The organism is Sphingobacterium multivorum, assembly GCF_039511225.1.
In the GTDB taxonomy this organism is placed as follows: domain Bacteria; phylum Bacteroidota; class Bacteroidia; order Sphingobacteriales; family Sphingobacteriaceae; genus Sphingobacterium.
This window is the reverse complement of the sequence record NZ_CP154261.1, coordinates 2959641-2978017: the sequence shown is the minus strand read 5'-3', so window position 1 is coordinate 2978017 and position 18377 is coordinate 2959641. Positions and strand designations below refer to the sequence as shown.

Annotated in this window: 19 protein-coding genes and 1 tRNA gene; 9 read left to right on the top strand and 11 right to left on the bottom strand. The window is 39.4% G+C overall.

Features of this window, described 5'->3' with window-relative positions:
* Positions 1-27: 27 nt before the first annotated feature.
* Positions 28-1629 (top strand): FKBP-type peptidyl-prolyl cis-trans isomerase N-terminal domain-containing protein, encoded by a 1602-nt coding sequence (locus AAH582_RS12345; protein ID WP_343322344.1) that lies wholly within the window; start codon positions 28-30, stop codon positions 1627-1629.
* A gap of 458 nt (positions 1630-2087) precedes the next feature.
* Here AAH582_RS12345 and AAH582_RS12340 read toward each other — a convergent pair whose 3' ends face one another.
* Positions 2088-2336, bottom strand: coding sequence for a hypothetical protein (locus AAH582_RS12340; RefSeq protein WP_343322343.1), 249 nt, complete (start codon positions 2334-2336; stop codon positions 2088-2090).
* 257 nt (positions 2337-2593) lie between these two features.
* Between AAH582_RS12340 and AAH582_RS12335 the strand changes: the two genes are divergently transcribed.
* Positions 2594-2809 carry a hypothetical protein gene (locus AAH582_RS12335; protein WP_343322342.1) on the top strand — a complete coding sequence of 72 codons (216 nt, stop codon included), beginning with the start codon at positions 2594-2596 and terminating at the stop codon, positions 2807-2809.
* Between the two features lie 90 nt (positions 2810-2899).
* Here AAH582_RS12335 and AAH582_RS12330 read toward each other — a convergent pair whose 3' ends face one another.
* Positions 2900-3040, bottom strand: a complete 141-nt coding sequence (locus tag AAH582_RS12330) for a hypothetical protein (RefSeq protein ID WP_343322341.1) — start codon at positions 3038-3040, stop codon at positions 2900-2902.
* A gap of 28 nt (positions 3041-3068) precedes the next feature.
* Between AAH582_RS12330 and istA the strand changes: the two genes are divergently transcribed.
* Positions 3069-4616: an IS21 family transposase gene (gene istA, locus AAH582_RS12325; protein ID WP_343322340.1), complete on the top strand. Its 1548-nt coding sequence runs from the start codon at positions 3069-3071 to the stop codon at positions 4614-4616.
* Complete coding sequence (gene istB, locus AAH582_RS12320) at positions 4597-5358, top strand: IS21-like element helper ATPase IstB (RefSeq protein WP_343322339.1); 762 nt, start codon at positions 4597-4599, stop codon at positions 5356-5358. The genes istA and istB overlap by 20 nt, the downstream gene beginning before the upstream one ends.
* Positions 5359-5874: 516 nt before the next feature.
* Here istB and AAH582_RS12315 read toward each other — a convergent pair.
* Positions 5875-5962 (bottom strand) — tRNA-Ser (locus tag AAH582_RS12315).
* 219 nt (positions 5963-6181) lie between these two features.
* Here AAH582_RS12315 and AAH582_RS12310 point away from each other — a divergent pair.
* Both AAH582_RS12310 and AAH582_RS12305 read left to right on the top strand, forming a co-directional pair.
* Positions 6182-6577, top strand: coding sequence for a hypothetical protein (locus AAH582_RS12310; RefSeq protein ID WP_343322338.1), 396 nt, complete (start codon positions 6182-6184; stop codon positions 6575-6577).
* 74 nt (positions 6578-6651) lie between these two features.
* On the top strand, positions 6652-7164 hold the full coding sequence (locus AAH582_RS12305; RefSeq protein ID WP_343322337.1) for a BON domain-containing protein: 513 nt from the start codon (positions 6652-6654) through the stop codon (positions 7162-7164).
* 75 nt (positions 7165-7239) lie between these two features.
* On the opposite strand, the gene AAH582_RS12300 is transcribed toward AAH582_RS12305, so the two are convergent.
* From AAH582_RS12300 to AAH582_RS12275, 6 genes are all read right to left on the bottom strand, one after another.
* A complete protein-coding gene (locus AAH582_RS12300) occupies positions 7240-7965 on the bottom strand; it encodes a tRNA threonylcarbamoyladenosine dehydratase (RefSeq protein ID WP_046673371.1) in 726 nt (241 codons plus the stop codon).
* A gap of 78 nt (positions 7966-8043) precedes the next feature.
* Entirely contained in the window at positions 8044-8709 is a 666-nt protein-coding gene (locus tag AAH582_RS12295; protein WP_046673372.1) for a TatD family hydrolase, read from the bottom strand.
* Between the two features lie 61 nt (positions 8710-8770).
* A complete protein-coding gene (locus AAH582_RS12290) occupies positions 8771-10057 on the bottom strand; it encodes an anthranilate synthase component I family protein (RefSeq protein WP_343322336.1) in 1287 nt (428 codons plus the stop codon).
* 3 nt (positions 10058-10060) lie between these two features.
* Entirely contained in the window at positions 10061-11338 is a 1278-nt protein-coding gene (locus tag AAH582_RS12285; protein ID WP_046673374.1) for an adenylosuccinate synthase, read from the bottom strand.
* A 127-nt stretch (positions 11339-11465) separates the two neighbouring features.
* Positions 11466-11957, bottom strand: coding sequence for a Fur family transcriptional regulator (locus AAH582_RS12280; protein ID WP_046673375.1), 492 nt, complete (start codon positions 11955-11957; stop codon positions 11466-11468).
* Positions 11958-12067: 110 nt separating this feature from the next.
* Positions 12068-14287: a RelA/SpoT family protein gene (locus AAH582_RS12275; RefSeq protein ID WP_046673376.1), complete on the bottom strand. Its 2220-nt coding sequence runs from the start codon at positions 14285-14287 to the stop codon at positions 12068-12070.
* A gap of 151 nt (positions 14288-14438) precedes the next feature.
* Between AAH582_RS12275 and AAH582_RS12270 the strand changes: the two genes are divergently transcribed.
* The 3 genes from AAH582_RS12270 (at position 14439) to bshB1 (ending at position 16481) form a co-directional block, all read left to right on the top strand.
* Positions 14439-15071 carry a DUF4294 domain-containing protein gene (locus tag AAH582_RS12270; protein WP_046673377.1) on the top strand — a complete coding sequence of 211 codons (633 nt, stop codon included), beginning with the start codon at positions 14439-14441 and terminating at the stop codon, positions 15069-15071.
* Between the two features lie 19 nt (positions 15072-15090).
* On the top strand, positions 15091-15582 hold the full coding sequence (locus tag AAH582_RS12265) for a glutathione peroxidase (protein ID WP_343322335.1): 492 nt from the start codon (positions 15091-15093) through the stop codon (positions 15580-15582).
* A gap of 167 nt (positions 15583-15749) precedes the next feature.
* Positions 15750-16481, top strand: a complete 732-nt coding sequence (bshB1, locus tag AAH582_RS12260) for a bacillithiol biosynthesis deacetylase BshB1 (RefSeq protein ID WP_343322334.1) — start codon at positions 15750-15752, stop codon at positions 16479-16481.
* 287 nt (positions 16482-16768) lie between these two features.
* Here the strand turns inward: bshB1 and AAH582_RS12255 are convergent, their stop codons facing one another.
* Entirely contained in the window at positions 16769-17578 is an 810-nt protein-coding gene (locus AAH582_RS12255) for a phosphate ABC transporter ATP-binding protein (RefSeq protein ID WP_046673379.1), read from the bottom strand.
* A complete protein-coding gene (locus AAH582_RS12250) occupies positions 17536-18363 on the bottom strand; it encodes a PstA family ABC transporter permease (protein ID WP_343322333.1) in 828 nt (275 codons plus the stop codon). Before AAH582_RS12250 ends, AAH582_RS12255 begins: the two co-directional genes overlap by 43 nt.
* Between the last annotated feature and the right edge of the window lie 14 nt (positions 18364-18377).

The following is an 18377-nucleotide window of genomic DNA, read 5'->3' as shown; positions in this document are numbered from 1 at the left end:
TAAATTTAATAGTATAAAAACTACGCCATGAAAAAACCTATTTTGCACGCATTACGATGCTGTGCGCTCCTTATTTTTCTATTTAGTTTTACCTGTTATGCTCAAAAGTCCAAGTCTTCCGCTTCAAAACAGAATTCAGGGAAGAGTAACAAAACCCAACAACTGGCAGATATCTATGTGGCAGGCGCATGCTACAACCAAACTACAAAACGAGACATTGCAGTATACTGGAAAAACGGGCAGCCGGTAGCGCTTACAGATGGCCAAGTTGATGCCGAAGCAACCTCAATTGCTGTAGTAGGTGATGATATATATGTATTGGGAAGTGCTGGTGGACAGGCTTTATATTGGAAAAACGGACAGGAAACAAGATTTAGATATGATAAAGGCGATTTCAATAGCGCTTCTTCCATTGCGGTTATAAATGGCGATGTATATGTCGCCGGGTGTTATAGAGATTATGATGACAAGCAAATTATTTTCAATGATTTTGCGATGTACTGGAAAAATGGCCAGCCTATAAAACTTCCTGTGCCTTTGTCTTACAGTGAAGCAACCGGTCAAAGTTACATCCCTCATAGTTCAGCAAATTTTATAGTAGCCATAGATGATGATATATATATAATGGGGTATAGTGATTACAAGCCGATATACTGGAAGAACGGCCAACTAGTGGAGACAATCAATGATTTAAAGGAAGTATCTGCGATTACACAAGTGCAAGGTGATACTTATGCTGTCGGCGCAACAGGGACAAGGCAAGCAGCATATTGGAAAAATGGACATACCGAAAGCCTATCTACGACAAAAGGCTTGGCTACATGCATAACTGTATCTGGGAGTGATGTATATGTAGCCGGCGTTGATGATAGCAATGGAAGCGGAGGCAGGGATGATAGTGATGTGGCTAAATGTTGGAAAAACGGACAACTATTTGCAGAGCTCAAAGAAACAGATTCATTTATCTATTTCCCTACTTCCATAGCTGTATCGGGTAATGATGTATATATTATTGGACATGCCAGGTTCGGCTCTTCGAGTTGGGGAGAGAAATTTTTGAAAAATGGTCAACCGATGAAGTTAAGCACTATCGAAGGAAGTGCAGGGTCTAAAGCAAATTTCGTCATATCTATCGGGGGAAGTGAGGGTATGAAACCAAAACAGTCTGCAGTAAATAATAAAAGAAAAAGTAGTGTAGAATCTGAAGTTAATATACAGCCGGAAAAAACACTTACACCAAATACAGCAAAAATACTTACTGACCCAGAAGAGGCTGATCTATTCTTTGAAGAAAATAGAAAAAAACCAGGCGTTATAACTACAGTAAGCGGTTTACAATACGAAATACTAAAGCAAGGAACTGGTCCTAGATTATTGTTGACAGATAAAGTACGGATTGACAGCAAATCTGTAGAAATTACGGGTAAGGTAAGTAAAAAGAATCATTACTTTGGACCAAGTGAAATAGCAGTCAATGCATTTATTTCGGGACTCAAAGAAGGCATTCTCTTAATGAATGAAGGAAGCAAATATAGAATATATGTGCCACCTAAACTTCTTAGTTCCGTTGATTTGCGTCTCGGAAGGTTTTATATTTTTGAAACTGAAATACTTAAAATCATAAAATAATTGACGGTTTTTATTTAGGTAATGTGATCCCAGTTTCAGTTGAAATAATCTTAATCTTTTTTAGAGATTCCCATTCCGTTGAATATTTAATAAGATCATGTTCTTGGGCATAACAAATACCTGTCAAAGCCAGAAATGGCATGATTAATACTTACTGCGCTAATAATCAATATTTTTTTAGCGGTTTATGGCTAACATCTTTGAAAAGAGATGTTTCCATTAAAAATAAGAATTTTTGCTTTAGATTGTACAAAAGCTTCAATTTATATGAAGCTTTTTATTTCTGTTTATGGCGTACCCATTTGTATTTTGCAACAATTGTTAACGATGTAAATTTCAATACAAATGGGCTGGGCTTTGCGCTAGAATCTTTTTGTTTTTGAGTCGCAAAAAGGATTTCCGCTACTATCCCTTACGCAAAGGAAATAGTATTATCTATCGACAATTCTTAGAAATAATCAATTAATAACTCGCCACTGCCCACCATTTTTTGGAGGCGGATCACCATCATGTGTTGTCGTTCCGTCATCGATTCCATCATAAGTAGAAATTTTTTTAATCGTATCCTCTTCTTTGGAAGTGATTGATCTATATGAGGATAAATTTTCCTTTTTCACTTCTTGATATGTCTCGTCATTTTCTTGTCTGCACGAATGGATTATGTACAATGCAATTACAGATAAAATTATTGAGATAGTCTTTTTCATTTTTGATATTTTAAAGATTATCCCGGCCAGGTTTTTATAGAATTCTGATGGCGAAAGTAGCGGACATTTTGGCCCTACGAAACTGATTGTCGTATCTATTCATGAATTAGTACGTACCAGTTCATGAATGGATACTATAGTAAATGATTGAAAAACAAACAGTTGATTTTGATACCACTCAAATTGTCTAAAGGGATGGATTTTAGCCCTGTTTTCTATGGATTTTATTAAATTTATAGTTAAAACTTATCTACCTCATGGGAATTAATTACCGGTTCTGTATCTGTCTTCTGATCATCTTTTACAGTGGAATCGTTTCAGGTCAAAAGCAGCAGTATAGCGAGTATTATCTGATAAGGAAGAATTATGAGAACTTTCCTGAAAACGATTTTAGGGCACTTCCATTTATAAAGAAGTATATTGCAAAAGCTAAGAAAGAAAAGAACTATTTCAAACTCGTTCAGGGATATTGAGATGGGGTTTTATATTCTTCAAATCCCATTGAGAAGCTTAGTTACGCTGATAGCACAATAATAGCAGCGAAGATTACTAAAAAAGATTCTTTAATAAGTGGAGGTTTCGCTTATATTGACCACCTGATTTCGGAATAAAGTGACCACCTGTTCCGGCGGAAAATGACCATGGTATTTCGGACGAAACTGACCAGTTGTCACCGTTAGTTTTAGAGCTGTAGCTGTAACCATATTTTTGGGGAAGAATAACCCTAAGATTATGGCCAACACGACGATCAGCATGAACAAAATAAGACAGATACTGAGACTTCACGATCATGGGCGTAGCAAACAGGCGATTGCCATTCAGGCAGGCGTTTCGCGCAACACGGTAAAGAAGTACATTAAGTTCTTTCAGCAGAGCGGATTCACCTTTGAAGAAGTAAATTCGCTGGGTGACAAAGAGCTGGAAGACCTGTTCGGTAAGAGCAACGAGCGAAAACCCGACAGTCGCCTTCAGGCTCTCCAACGCTGCCTTCCCCATATTGACAAGGAGCTCAAACGTCCCGGAGTTACCCGAAAACTTCTGTGGGAAGCCTACATGAAAGAATTTCCCGAAGGGCTGCAGTATACCCAATTCTGCTTTTATTACAACCAATGGAAAGCTATTGTAAACCCCGTGATGCACCTTGACCACAAAGCTGGGGACAAGGTTTACATTGACTTTGCAGGAAAAAAGTTACAGATAATTGATCCTTCCAGTGGAGAGATTCAGGACGTAGAAGTATTCGTTGCCATTCTTGGCGCAAGTCAGCTTACCTATGTCGAAGCAGTCTTGGATCAGAGCAAAGAAAGCCTGATCTGCGCCTGTGAAAACGCCCTTCATTACTTTGGAGGAGTGCCCTCGGCTATAGTACCGGATATCCTGAAAGCGGCAGTTACCCGTAGCAACCGGTATGAACCCACATTGAACGAGACTTTTTCCGACTTTGCTGACCACTATCAGACCAGCGTACTGCCAGCCAGGGCAAACCGCCCACGGGACAAGGCACTTGTGGAAGGGGCCGTAAAGATCGTATACAATAGGATCTATGCCCCCTTGCGGAAGAATACCTATCATACATTACAGGAACTCAATACCGCAATTCGTTATCAATTGGAACTCCATAACAATTGCCAGCTCAAAGGACGGAGTTATAGCCGCCGGTCACAGTTTGAGGAGGTTGAGCGCCATTCTTTGGGTGGACTTCCCATATCACGTTACGAGTTCAAAAAACTCCACTATGCTACCGTGGCCAAAACCGGCCATATCTGTCTTGGTGAAGACCGCCATTATTATAGCGTGCCGTACCGGTTCATAGGGAAAAAGGTAAAGATGCTCTATTCGCGGACCAGGCTTGAGGTATTCTATCATTATGAACGTGTTGCCATACATATCAGGGATAAGGCTGCTTATGGATATACAACCGACAAGACACATCTTGTCTCTTCCCACCGCTTTGTGAGCGAATGGACGCCGGAACGCTTCCTGGAATGGGCTGAATCCATAGGTGAGGATGTGAAAATGTACATACAGGGAATATTGGAGCGCAAACAGCACCCTGAACAGGCCTACCGGTCCTGTGCGGGGATACTTGGCTTTTCAAAAAAAGTTGGCAACGAACGTTTGGCAAAAGCATGTGGGCGGGCACTGAGTTACGGTATCTATAGTTACAAGACCGTACAGAAGATCCTTGCCAACAGGATGGACTGCCAATGCCGGAGCACGGCAATATCAGAGGAGAGGAATATTATAAACAATAATCGGAATGAATACCAACACACTTGAAAAATTACGGAAACTAAAGTTCCATGGCATGTACCATGCCTTCAAAAACTGTCTGGAAAGCGGACGTTACGACCAGTATACAGCAGATGAGCTTCTGGCCCAGCTTGTCGATGCAGAGTGGGACGACCGACATAACAGACGTATAGCAAGACAGATCTTTTATGCCAAGTTCCGCTACAAGGCGGCTGTTGAGGATGTGAATTATGAAGCTTCGCGCAATATTGACCGAAATCTGATGAACAGGCTCGCCGACTGTACCTTTGTCCAGCGGAACGAAAACCTGCTGATCACAGGAAGCACGGGCATTGGCAAGAGCTATATCGCTACCGCGCTGGGATATCAGGCCTGTATCCAGGGATATCGGGTATTATATGCAAGTACCCCAAAACTCTTTGCCAAACTTAAAATGGCCAAAGTCGATGGAACTTATATCAAGGAGATCGCAAAACTTGAACGGCAGCAGCTGCTTATATTGGATGACTTTGCCATACAGCCTTTCGATGCGCAAAGCAGGGCTGCCTTAATGGAAATTATTGAGGACAGACATGGTAAAACCTCTCTGATCATCACCTCTCAGCTACCAGTTAGCGCCTGGTATGACGTGATAGGTGATAAAACCATCGCTGATGCGATATTAGACCGAATAGTCCACGATGCGCATAGAATGGAAATGAATGGAGAATCCATGCGAAAAAAACGGTCTGTTCAGCTTGAAAATAAAACCAGAATAGATACGTATTAATTATTACTTTTGATGACATTACTCCTACAGCACCAAAGCTAGCTTCGCCAGAAGATCAGGTGGTCAATTTGCCACGGAATCGCATGGTCAGTTTATCCGAAATCTACACATAACTCAATGATTTTAAAGATTAAATATCGAATTAATATGCTCCTTTGTCAAGATGTTAAAGGGGTTTACATGCTGTAATACAGTTAGTTATGTGGATTTTTGTGGCAGTTTTTTTTTGACATATCAAACTGCCACGAAATTGCCATAAAAATAATGAGTATTTTTAAAAATTATGGCAAATCTGCATAAAACACAAAAACCTGTAATTACTTAGAATTACAGGTTTTTTGAGCTTTTTAAGCGAATTTTGAAAGCTTAGCTTTCTTCTCAGCAGAAAGGAAGGGATTCGAACCTTATCGGTTTTTGGCCCATTTCATCGGCTTTTTAGCTTGTCTTAGAATCATATTGCCACGATTCTGCCACTACTTTTATTTACCAACGAAAACTGCTATTTTTTCGCTTTTGCGGAAAGGGAGGGATTCGAACCCTCGATACAGTCATCCCGTATACAGTCTTTCCAGGACTGCTCATTCGACCACTCTGACACCTTTCCGTGTTTCAGTGCACAAATGTAGTAATTTTTTAATTTATTGCAACCTTATTCGTATTATTTACCATCCAATTTATTATATTCTATTGAGTCTAAGCCTATTGTTTTTATTTTTTAATGAATAAAACTTATTCCTTATTTTTCGGAATGACAAATAATTATTTCGACATAAAAGGGGAGGTCCTTGACATAGCGCTAAAACGCACTCGGGAACGTATTACAATGATAGAATCTGCTTTGGAAACCGCACGGGACTCAAGCAATGATGACACGAAAAGTAGTGCTGGAGACAAATATGAGACTTCACGTGAAATGATTCAACAGGACATTAATCGCTACCAGAAACAACTTGCGGAAGCCAATAAAGATCTGCAGCAGCTTGTCAATATAGAATCGATAATAGATGATGCAACGGATGTCGCTAGGGTAGGATCGCTTGTGCAAACGAATGTAGCCTTATATTTAATTGCAACAAGTATTGGCGCCGTAAAAATAGGGGATAGCAATATCTTCGTCATTTCGCCTGCATCTCCAATTGGACAGTTACTTATCGGAAAAAAAATAGGCAATAGTTTTGTTTTTAACAACGTTAATCAAAAAGTTATTGCAATTTACTAGGTGATGAAAATACCAAAAAATTAAACAATATGCCGATGCATCTGTTCTTATTTAGTACAGAAACAAAGAATGACATGAAATTCAATAGTTTACTTTTAATCTTCTCGCTTGGTGCAGCACTATTTATTCACTCTTGTAGATCGCCCGAGTCGGACGAAAAACTAAGATCAAAAATCGAGGTAGCATTGGAAACTACTGCGGGCATCGGAGTCGATGTCGAAGAGGGTAATGTAACCTTGAATGGACAAATAGGTTCAGACTCTCTCAAGCAGGACATCGAAAACAAAACAAAGCTAGCCGGAGGAGAGGATATCAAATCCATTCACAACAATATTGTCGTAAATCTTCCTGAACCAGAAGATGCCCGTGAAAAATATCATGAAATTTTGGGTGGCGCGATAGATTCTACCTTAACACGAGACGTTAACCTTGTTCTGAAAGATTTTCCGACCATTACAGCACAGGTTAAAGAAGGGATTATAATTGCAACGGGTAATCTTGAAAAATCAAAAATAGATACACTCAAGAAACGATTGGAACATATCAAACCCAAAGGTATTGATATAAAAGGGGTCACAAGCCGATAGCCTAAAAAAAAGAAGCTACCCATCAATCGACAGGTAGCTTCCTTCATGTGTCCATATGTTTATTTAGAAACAAAGTTAAGCATTTTCTATTAAATCTCGTATAGCAACAGAAGCTATGGCGCCACCAAAGGCTGCTGGCAAATAGGACATCGTACCATAGGCAGACTTTTTAAAATTACTTCCATCGGTATACAGTAACGAATCCTTGTTTGGAAGTTCAGTTGAAAATGCCACTTTCACTCCGTCACGAATACCATGTTTACGCAACTTCTTACGGATATGCTGGGCCAACTTACAATTATAGGATTTACCGATATCGGCAATTTTTATTTTTGTCGGATCCACTTTGCCACCGGCACCCATTGAACTTACAAATGGTATTTTGGCTTCCAAAGCTCTCCGAATAAAAAATAGTTTCGGTGTAATACTATCAATAGCTTCGACACAATAATCTGGCGCCAAATCTAACAAAGCTGGTATCTTTTCTGGAATGATAAAATCTTGTATTACGGTTAAATCCAACTCAGGATTAATGGCCAACAATCTTTCCCGCATAATTTCAGCTTTTGCTTCACCGTGATTGGTTGCCAAGGCAGGCAATTGTCTATTACGGTTGGATGGATCTACAGTGTCTCCATCGATAATGGTCATTTTCCCAACTCCTGCTCGGCATATAAATTCCGCGGCAAATGATCCAACACCACCTAATCCCAAAACCATCACATGTGAATTTGCCAATTTTTCAACCGCTGATCGACCTATCAATGCTTCGGTACGTGACAGCCAACTTAAATCTTTCATCTATCTAAATTTGTTTTTTTATATTTTCATGAAACCTTATAGCTATCCGACAACGTGAATAAACAAACTATGATGGCCTCACTTATTAAATACTTTCTTATAATTTTGGTATAAAGCCCGCTTTAGCTCCTCCAACTCGATCGATCTGATCCGAGCTACGTATTGATAAAGCGTAGTAATTTCTACGGTCGTATCTGTATCCGTTTCTAGAAACAATTGACTGAGTGAAATATTTTCCAAAAGCTCGTCTTGACTTCCATTTAAACAATGTCCACCTATTGAAAGATAGTACCCCTGATCAATTAATTGCCGAGCTAGTGTCCAATTTTTCCGATAGCCATGAAAAACAACAGCTTCGTTAAAATTCACTTTTTTTAAACAACCGACAATCTCCTGAAAAGCTCGAACACAATGAATAATCAACGGTTTTCGATAAACTTGAGCCAGTTGAACCTGTCGATCAAAGACCTGCTGCTGCTGGATGAGGGGAATGGCAATATTTTTATCCAAACCGCATTCGCCTATCGCCAAAACTTGATCCTGCTTTAATCCTCCTTTCATTAAGGCTAAAGCAAGTTCAGAATTCCCGTCTATATACCATGGATGTAACCCTATGGAGCAATCTGTTTCAGTGATTTCTTCAGCATGATTCAATGCGATATTCTTCACCGAGAGAATCGCGCGCTCTTTGATCGGATAATTCCGATGAGTATGTAGATCGATATAAGGAACTTGTGGTACCAATGGGACAAAGGTCGAAAAAATACTTGAAGCAAAAAATATTCTCTACAAAATTAGTATAGTTTTATTCTTCCAATCTTGCATCTAGGGCTTCAAGGATGGCTGAAGCTTTCAAAAGGCATTCTTGATACTCCTGATCTGCAGCTGCCTGATTGGTGACCGCCCCTCCAGTATGAAAGGAAAGGTACCGTTTTTGTTTATTATACAGCAGTGAGCGGATGACAACATTAAAATCGAACTCATCATGTATAGTGTCAAAGTATCCGATAGACCCTGCATAGACACCTCTCTTTCGAGCTTCAAGCTGATCGCAAATTTGCATAGCTGCAATTTTGGGAGCACCTGTCATCGAACCTGCAGGAAAGGTATTTCTAAACACATCCACATTGGCGACTTCTGGGTCTTGCATGCAGGTAATCGTAGAAATCATTTGATGCACTTGTTCGAAGGATTGAATCTCAAAAAGGCGAGTAGCTTCAACCGTTCCAGGAAGAGCACTTCGTGTCAAGTCATTACGCACCAAGTCAACGATCATCACATTTTCAGCAATCTCCTTTTTTGACCTCAACATATCAGCTATAATCTGTCGGTCCTCTGTTGGATTTGCCCCCCTTTTCGCCGTACCTTTAATCGGCTGAGAAATCAGCTTTCCCTGCCTTTTCGCTAAAAATCGCTCCGGAGAAGCACACATGACAAAGTGATGTCCTACTCTGAAGAACGAACTAAATGGGGTAGGTGATAGGCTATTCAATTGATGATAAACTTCGAGCGGCGAGATGTCGGCGTTCTCGGCAAAAAATTCTTGACAAAGGTTAACTTCATAAATGTCTCCACGTTGAATATGCGCTTGCACATCTTCAAATGCTTTGACGTATTCACTTTTTGTCCAACGCGATTGTACTTGCACCGCAATTGGAGCTGCTAAAGGGATCTTCGTGTCGCAAATAGCTTGATATATGTCAACTGGATCTTCAGCCTCTATATGCACTTGATCTGCCGTCCATCGGAGCGTAATCGCTGGCACGAAGAAATAAGCTTCCGGAAATTCGAGCTGATCTTTACCTGTTGTCTGTAATTCCTCTATCTCATTCTTGAGGTCGTAGGATAGAAATCCAGGGATAAACTGCGATTGATGTAAATTCAAAAATGTATCGAGCTGATCAAATACATTTGCATTTGCACGGAAGGAGAATAATGCCTTGACAGCCAATACTTGCTCATATCTTCCCCATTGATCGGACATCCCATTACTATTAAAGAAAGAAATTTCATCAAATTGCCCCGACCAATGCAGGGCTTTTTGATGAAATTTATCTTTAGAATCGAGAAGATCAAAACTTTCGATCCGCATAGTTTATTTTGATAAAGCTAATGTTTGTTTACGATCAGGACCTACCGATAGGATTGTGATAGGTACTTCAAGAGCTTTCTCTAAATAAGAAATGTAATTTTTTAATGCTTCAGGTATCTCCTGTTCAGACGTTATACCAGTCAAATCTTGTTTCCACCCATCAATTTCTTCCAAGATAGGTTCGGCTTGATGTGTGATGATTTCATAAGGCATATAATCAATCACTTCACCATTATATTTATAATGTGTACATGCATAGATTTTGTCGAAGGTATCCAAAACGTCGGCCTTCATCATAATCAAGTCTGTTACGCCATTAAGCATAATAGCATATTTCAAGGCAGGGATATCAATCCAACCTGTACGGCGAGCACGACCAGTAGTTGCTCCAAATTCATGGCCTAATTGACGTAATTTTTCGCCAGTTTCATCATGAAGTTCAGTAGGGAAGGGACCACCACCTACACGAGTCGCATAAGCTTTAAAGATACCATATACCTTGCCGATTTTATTTGGTGCAATACCTAGACCTGTACAAGCTCCAGCTGTTGTGGTATTCGATGAAGTTACAAATGGATAAGAACCAAAATCAACATCCAAAAGTGTACCTTGAGCACCCTCAGCTAATACTCGTTTGCCTTCTTTCAGGTATTGATTCACCAAATGCTCTGAATCCACATGTGGGATAGATTTAATGAATTCAATTGCATCCAAAAATGCGTTCTCCTTTTCACTGAAATCAGGTATTTCTCCATAGTGCGAAAGAATACTTAGATGTTTTTCTTTCAACTTTTGGTAACGCTCTTGAAAATCTGGAAGTGTTGTATCACCTACGCGTAAACCATTTCTACCGGTTTTATCCATGTAAGTTGGACCGATACCTTTCAGTGTGGATCCAATTTTTCCTGCACCCATTTTTGATTCTGAGGCAGCATCCAATAATTGGTGTGTAGGCAGAATAAGGTGTGCTTTTCGCGCTAAAACCAAATTGCCTTTACCCACCGGATCAAAACCAGCTGTCTTCAGGTTGTCTAACTCTCTTTTTAAGATAATCGGATCGATAACGACACCATTACCAATAAGATTTAGTGTACCTTCATTGAAGATACCAGATGGAATTGTGTTGAGTACGAATTTCTTGTTATCGAATTCCAACGTGTGTCCGGCGTTAGGGCCGCCTTGGAAACGAGCGATTAAATCGTATTTTGGACAAAATACGTCTACGATTTTACCTTTACCCTCGTCACCCCATTGTAAGCCCAAAAGCACATCAACTTGCATAGCTTTTAAAGTATAGTAATTAAAATGTTATTAATAAAAATAGACTCTATTTAAAAATAAAATGTTCAGGAATTTTCCCCTGAACATTCCTGAACAAATGTACTATTATATTTAAGAAAATATAAGATTAATTTGAAATAGCTTCGTGAGCGACGGTCTCTTCTTTTTTGTTCTTAAGTTGACAGTCTTGACATACACCATACAAATTGAGTGAGTGGTGCTTAATATCAAATTTTAAAAGATCTCCCATGAGACTCTGAATTTGGTTGATACGTGGATCACAGAATTCAACAACCTTATTACATTCAATACAGATCACGTGATCGTGTTGTTTGAACCCATATGACTTCTCAAATTGTGCCATGTTCCTTCCAAACTGGTGTTTTGTAACCAAGTCACAAGAGACCAAAAGTTCTAGGGTATTATAAACTGTAGCACGACTGACACGATATTTCTTGTTCTTCATATGGATATACAAAGACTCGACATCAAAGTGATCAGTACGTGAATAAATCTCTTCCAAAATCGCATAGCGCTCTGGTGTTTTTCTTAGATTTTTATTTTCTAAGTAGGCTTCAAAGATTTTTTTTACAGTTGCAAAATTTTCAGCTTGATTCATAGTAAAAATATTCTTGTACAAATTTACCAATTAAGATTGATATTTCCTCTATTAAAAATAGTGGTTAATGGTAGCTGCTGCAATGCAGTTTTCAATCTAATCCTTGGGTATTAACTTTCCGATTCATATCGATTGACACCCGTTATCCCCCTGACTTGCTTTAAATTTTTCATCAGACTTTCCAATTGCGCAGTATCATTTACATACACCATGATATTACCATCAAAAATACCGTCGTTGCTGGAGATTGACAACGATCGAATATTAACAGCAAATTCTTGCGAGATAACAGTTGTAATCTTGTTCACTAATCCTACATCATCTATACCAACAATGTGTAAACCTGTCAAAAATGCAGAATCTTTTGTAGAAGCCCAGCGTGCTTTTAAAATTCTGTAGCCATAATTTGCCATCAGCTTGGAGGCATTTGGACAGCTCGTACGGTGAATTTTTATACCATCATTAACAGTTAAAAAGCCAAAGACATCATCACCTGGAATAGGATTACAACATGGTGCTAACGTATAGTCCACTTTCTGCATGTCATCGCCAATCAAGATCGTATCGAATTCCTTTTTATTGATTTTTTCGACTAGACCACCTATATGAGTATTAAATTGATTTCCAGACGAAGAACTGGTATTAATTTCAACTGCTTTTTCATGGGCGACATACTCTCTTAACTGCCTGATATCAACGATTCCCTTAGCAACATTGTAGAAGAGATCCTGCGAACTGGGATATTTTAAAAAGTTGGCAATTTTGTTAATATTATCCGTATTGTAAGTAACCTTTAGCGATTTCAACTTACGTTCCAAAATTTCTTTCCCATCTTCCGCTACTCTTCTCTTTTCTTCTTTTAAAGAAGATCTGATTTTAGATTTGGCTTTCGCAGTCACAACAAAATTCAACCAATCCTCTTTAGGCGACTGTTTGCTTGAAGTAATAATCTCCACCTGATCTCCATTTTGCAAAATATGGCTCAAAGGAACAAGTTTGTGATTTACTTTAGCGCCAATACAACTCGCCCCAATATCAGAGTGAATCTCAAAGGCAAAATCTAAAGCAGTGGCATTGTTGGGGAGTTGAATCAGTGTTCCTTTGGGGGTGAATATAAAAATCTCATCGGAGAAGAGATTCATCTTAAAATCATCCACAAAATCCATCGCATTCTGATCTGGACTGCTTAAGACGTCACGTACTTTTTTGATCCATTGATCCAAGCCAGAATCTGAATTTGATTCTTTGTACTTCCAATGCGCTGCAAACCCTTTTTCGGCAATCTCATTCATCCGTTTGGTGCGGATCTGAACTTCTACCCATTGCCCTTTAGGTCCCATTACAGTCGTATGTAATGATTCATAACCATTCCCTTTAGGTGAAGAAATCCAATCACGAAGGCGGTCGGGGTTAGGGCGATATAAGTCTGTGACAATAGAATAGACCTTCCAACATTCCGTCTTTTCCTTTTCATCCACAGCATCGATAACGATCCGTATTGCAAACAAGTCATAAACTTCTTCAAAAGGAATCGATTTTTTACGCATCTTATTCCAAATCGAATGAATTGATTTAGGCCGTCCAAATACGGATGCCTTAATACCTTGTTCTTCCAATATATCTTTGATAGGCCCAATAAAGTCGCCTATAAATCTTTCCCGTTCCGCTTTTTTCTCATTCAGTTTTCGGGCGATAAATTTATAGGTATCCGGGTCGGTATATTTCATGGACAGATCTTCCAGTTCGGATTTTATCGCATAAAGTCCAAGACGATGTGCCAATGGTGCATAAAGGTAGCTTGTCTCCGAAGCAATCTTCAGCTGCTTATCCCTGGCCATGAATTCCATGGTACGCATATTGTGCAATCGATCCGCTAGTTTTATGAGAATCACACGGACATCATCAGCAAGTGTGAGCAACATTTTCCGGAAGTTCTCCGCTTGCATCGAGCTGTTTGGATCGAAAATTCCTGAAATTTTGGTAAGCCCATCGATAATTCGGCGAACTTTTTTACCAAACATTTCTTCAATTTCATCCAATGTAACATTGGTATCTTCAACTACATCATGGAGCAACGCGCATACAATAGATGTCGTCCCTAAGCCAATCTCTTCAGCGGCAATCTGGGCAACAGCAATTGGGTGATAGATGTATGGCTCCCCTGATTTACGTCGCATCTCTTTATGACTGTCCAACGCCAAATCAAATGCCTTGCGGATCTCTTGCTTGTCCCCGCGTTGTAAAGTTGGTTTACAGGCGCGTAACAATGCACGGTAACGTTTCCTTATCTCTTTGTTTTCTGCTTCAATATCAATCACATAATCTTTCATAAACGTTGCAGGTAAATGATGTTTTTTGAGTAAATTTGTGTAATTTAGTTAATGAATTCTTGAATACTATTTTCAAGCTAACTTATTTTGTAATAAATCTACCAAAATATTATAGCATTGACAAATTAAAAAGCGTTATATAATTGCCCAGATGAAGACAATATTATTTTGTTTACTTTTTCTAACAGGGACTTTGTCCAGCTGGGCGCAGTCTCAACCTCTCACGCTTCCTTTGTATGGAGAAGGGGCACAGGAAACCGTAAACAGTTATATGACAACAACCTTGGCAAATGGAGAAGTATTGCCTTGGTTTCCTATTCGAGAAGTTGTTGTAGTGGCCAAAAGGACTTGGTCGAGTGAAGAAGCGCGAAGAGAATATCTCCGCTTTAGAAGAAATGTCCTCAAGGTTCTTCCCTATGCGATCTATGCGCAAAAAAGATATGATCAGTTGGACAGAGATCTAGCACTGACTTCGGACAAGAAGGAACATAAAGCTTTGGTCGAAAAATGTGAAAGTGACGTAAAACAGATGTTTGACCGAGAAATCAAAAATATGACTATCTCACAAGGCAAAATACTCATTAAATTGATCGATCGTTATACGGGACATACCGGCTATGAAATGGTAAAGGAAATGAAGGGTGGGATTTCCGCTTTTTTTTATCAGGGAGTCGCGAAAATATTCGGTCACAACCTAAAGTCAACTTATGATCCAAAAGAAGACTTTGCCATTGAAAATATCATTAGAGAATTTGAGAAATCGAGACCCCAACCTGTCATGTGACCAATCAAACTAAAATCAGATGAAAACAGTATACGACTTTGACGCACTTCAGTTTAATGGTAAAAAAAAATCTCTCGCTGATTTTGAAGGTAAAGTTTTACTCATCGTCAATACTGCTAGTCAATGCCTCTTTACCAGACAATTTAAATCGCTCGAAAAACTCTACCAAAAATATAAAGACCAAGGTTTCGAAATCCTGGCATTTCCAGCAAATAATTTTCGTAACCAGGAACCTCTAACAGGCGGTACACTGGAAACATTCTGCCGAATCAATCAACAAGTGAGTTTCCCTATTTTTAAACGTAGCCATGTTATCGGCGAATACACAACACCATTATACCGTTTTCTTTCAAACAAAGAACAAAATGGCTATATCAACAGTAAACCTTCCTGGAATTTCCACAAATACTTGGTAAACAAAAAAGGAGAGGTGATTGATTTTTATTATCCGATTACTTCGCCATTATCAAGTAAAATTTGCCGCAATATCGAGCGTCTTTTACAAGAATAAACCATAAACTACTTACCTTTGCCGCGGCTCTCACAACGTCAATCTAATCGTATATCGACTCTGGACCAATAGTATATTGAAGCTGTCTATAGCATCTCAGTAAAATTGTTCGTTGATTAAATGGAATGATTTGTCATTGAAGAGCCAAATAAAAAGAGAGATATCATATGTTAAAATTAGATCTACTTATCATTGCTGTACATCCTGATGACGCTGAATTAGGCGCAGGTGGAGTAATGGCAAAATATGTTGCTGAAGGAAAAAAGGTTGGAATTGTTGATTTGACTCAAGGCGAGCTTGGCACGCGCGGCACAGCGGAAACCAGGGCTCAGGAAGCAAAAGATGCTGCCGAAATCCTAGGACTGGCCGCTAGGGAGAACCTGGACTTAAGAGATGGTTTTTTTGAAAATGCCGAAAAAGAGAAAATGGCAGTGATAAGAGCTGTCCGCAAATATCAACCCGAAATTGTTATCACAAATGCCATCACAGACCGCCACCCGGATCATGGAAGAGCGGGACAGATGGTCAGTGACGCTTGCTTTCTTGCTGGCTTGAGAAGAGTGGAAACTTTTGATCATGACAATATTCCTCAGGAGGTCCACCGCCCCCGATTGGTCCTGCAATTTGTACAGGATTATTATATAAAACCAGATATTGTTATTGATATAACAGATTATTACCATATTAAAGAAAAATCCGTTTTAGCCTATAAAACTCAATTTTACACAGGAGAAAATGTAAATCCTGACGAACCGCAAACCTACATTTCTAATCCGGATTTCATGGAATCAACTGCTGCCAGAGCCCGAGAATTTGGACGATATATCCAAGTGAAATATGCCGAAGGATTTACTTCCAAGAAGATACTTGGCGTTGATGATTTATTCCACCTGAAGTAGGAAATAGAGTCTATTTGATACCATGATAAAATAAATGCGGGATTATTCATATTTTAAACATGAATGCTCCCGCATAATTTCTTAAACGAAGTTTACCAACTGATTTTATGGAAACAATATCGGTCGTATGCTGATTTTACTAATGTTTATCCCGACAAAGCAATGGTCTTCACTACTATAGGGAACATATCCCGCAGAAGAAATTAAACCTTTGGCTTATTCTTTTTATCAGCCAATCCTTATTTCTTTCTCATAAACTTCATCCAGCGTAGATACTTCTTAACCTTCTAGGAAATAAATCCCTTTACGTACTGTTTTGTGATTTCATTCTGCGGATTCAATAAAACCTGTTCCGTCGGTCCAAACTCAAGAATTTCTCCGCCATAGACAAACAGAATATAGTCAGACACCCGTCTTGCCTGCCGTAAGATATGCGTTACCAATACGATAGTATAATCTTTCTTCAATTCGATTAGTAATTCCTCAATTTTAGCAGTTGAAAGCGGATCTAACGCAGATGTCGATTCATCCCCAAGTATAATCTCAGGTTCTACAGCCAAACCTCTTGCAAGACAAAGCCTTTGTTGCTGACCGATGGACAATCCGCTAGCCGAATGTCCGAGACGGTCCTTGACTTCGTCCCATAACGCCACATTTCGCAATTGCGTTTCCACAATTCTGTCCAACTCCTTTTTGCTTCGAGTACCATGTATGCGAGGACCGTAAGCCACATTATCATAGATCGACATTGGTAAAGGATAAGGTTTTTGGGATAAAAGTCCCATTTTCTTACGGATATGTGTTACTTCAGCATTTCTACCATAAATATCCTCACCATTAACAAGTACAGATCCCGTTATTTCAACCCCCTTGGTATCATCTACTAATCTATTGAGTGTCTTTAAAAGCGTTGTCTTTCCGCAACCTGAAGGACCAATAATCGAAGTTACACTATTGTTAGGAAGGGCGAGATTAATATTTTTAAGTATATGTCGGCCGTCAATATAGACATTAAGATCCTTGATTTCAATGTGGGGATTGCTCAAAGGACTTATTATCGACGATTTTTTTGTTTCGATTGAAGGATATGAGTGCATACTACAATAATTAAAATAATGATTGTTAAAACTAAAGCTGAAGCATAAGCGCGCCCCTGAACTTCGGGAATAGGACTACTTAGCTGAAAAAAAATGGACAATGGCAACGTTGCCGCTGGTTCATCAATATATTTTGGAAGATTGTCACTAAAACCTGTTGTCAATAAAACGCCCGCAACATCACCAATAGCACGCCCAAAAGCCAGCAAAATCGCGGTAAGAAGCCCTGTTCGGATGCTTCTTAGCATGACCTTAGCCAATTCCCAGCGTGTGGTTCCAAGGGAAAGAGTGACATTCTTTAAATCGTCAGGAATTGTTTTTATCAGCTCATCAACCGTACGAACCACAATTGGAATGGTTAGCAGTGTCACTGTAATAATTCCCCCCAATAACGACGCTCGAATACCTAAATAAACCATAATACCAAAACCAACCGCCCCATAAACAATAGAAGGAACACCATACAAGACATCAAACAACAATTTAGAAAGCTGTGTCACTTTTGATTTCGCCCCCAAATAAACGTTAAGGTACAACGAAATCGGAATACCTATAATTGCGGACAAGGCTGTCGCTACACCTGCTAGATAGAGGGAGCCCAAGATCGCATTCAAAATCCCACCTTCCTTTCCAATATAAAATCCACCTTTTGGCAACTGGCTAACCATCTCCCAACTGAGATAAGGAAGCCCTTTATACAAGATAGTTCCTACGATAAAAAACAAGGAAGCAGTCACGGTTATCCCAGAGAGATGCATAAAACCTTTCGCTACTTTTTCACTCAATAGCCGTCTTTTCG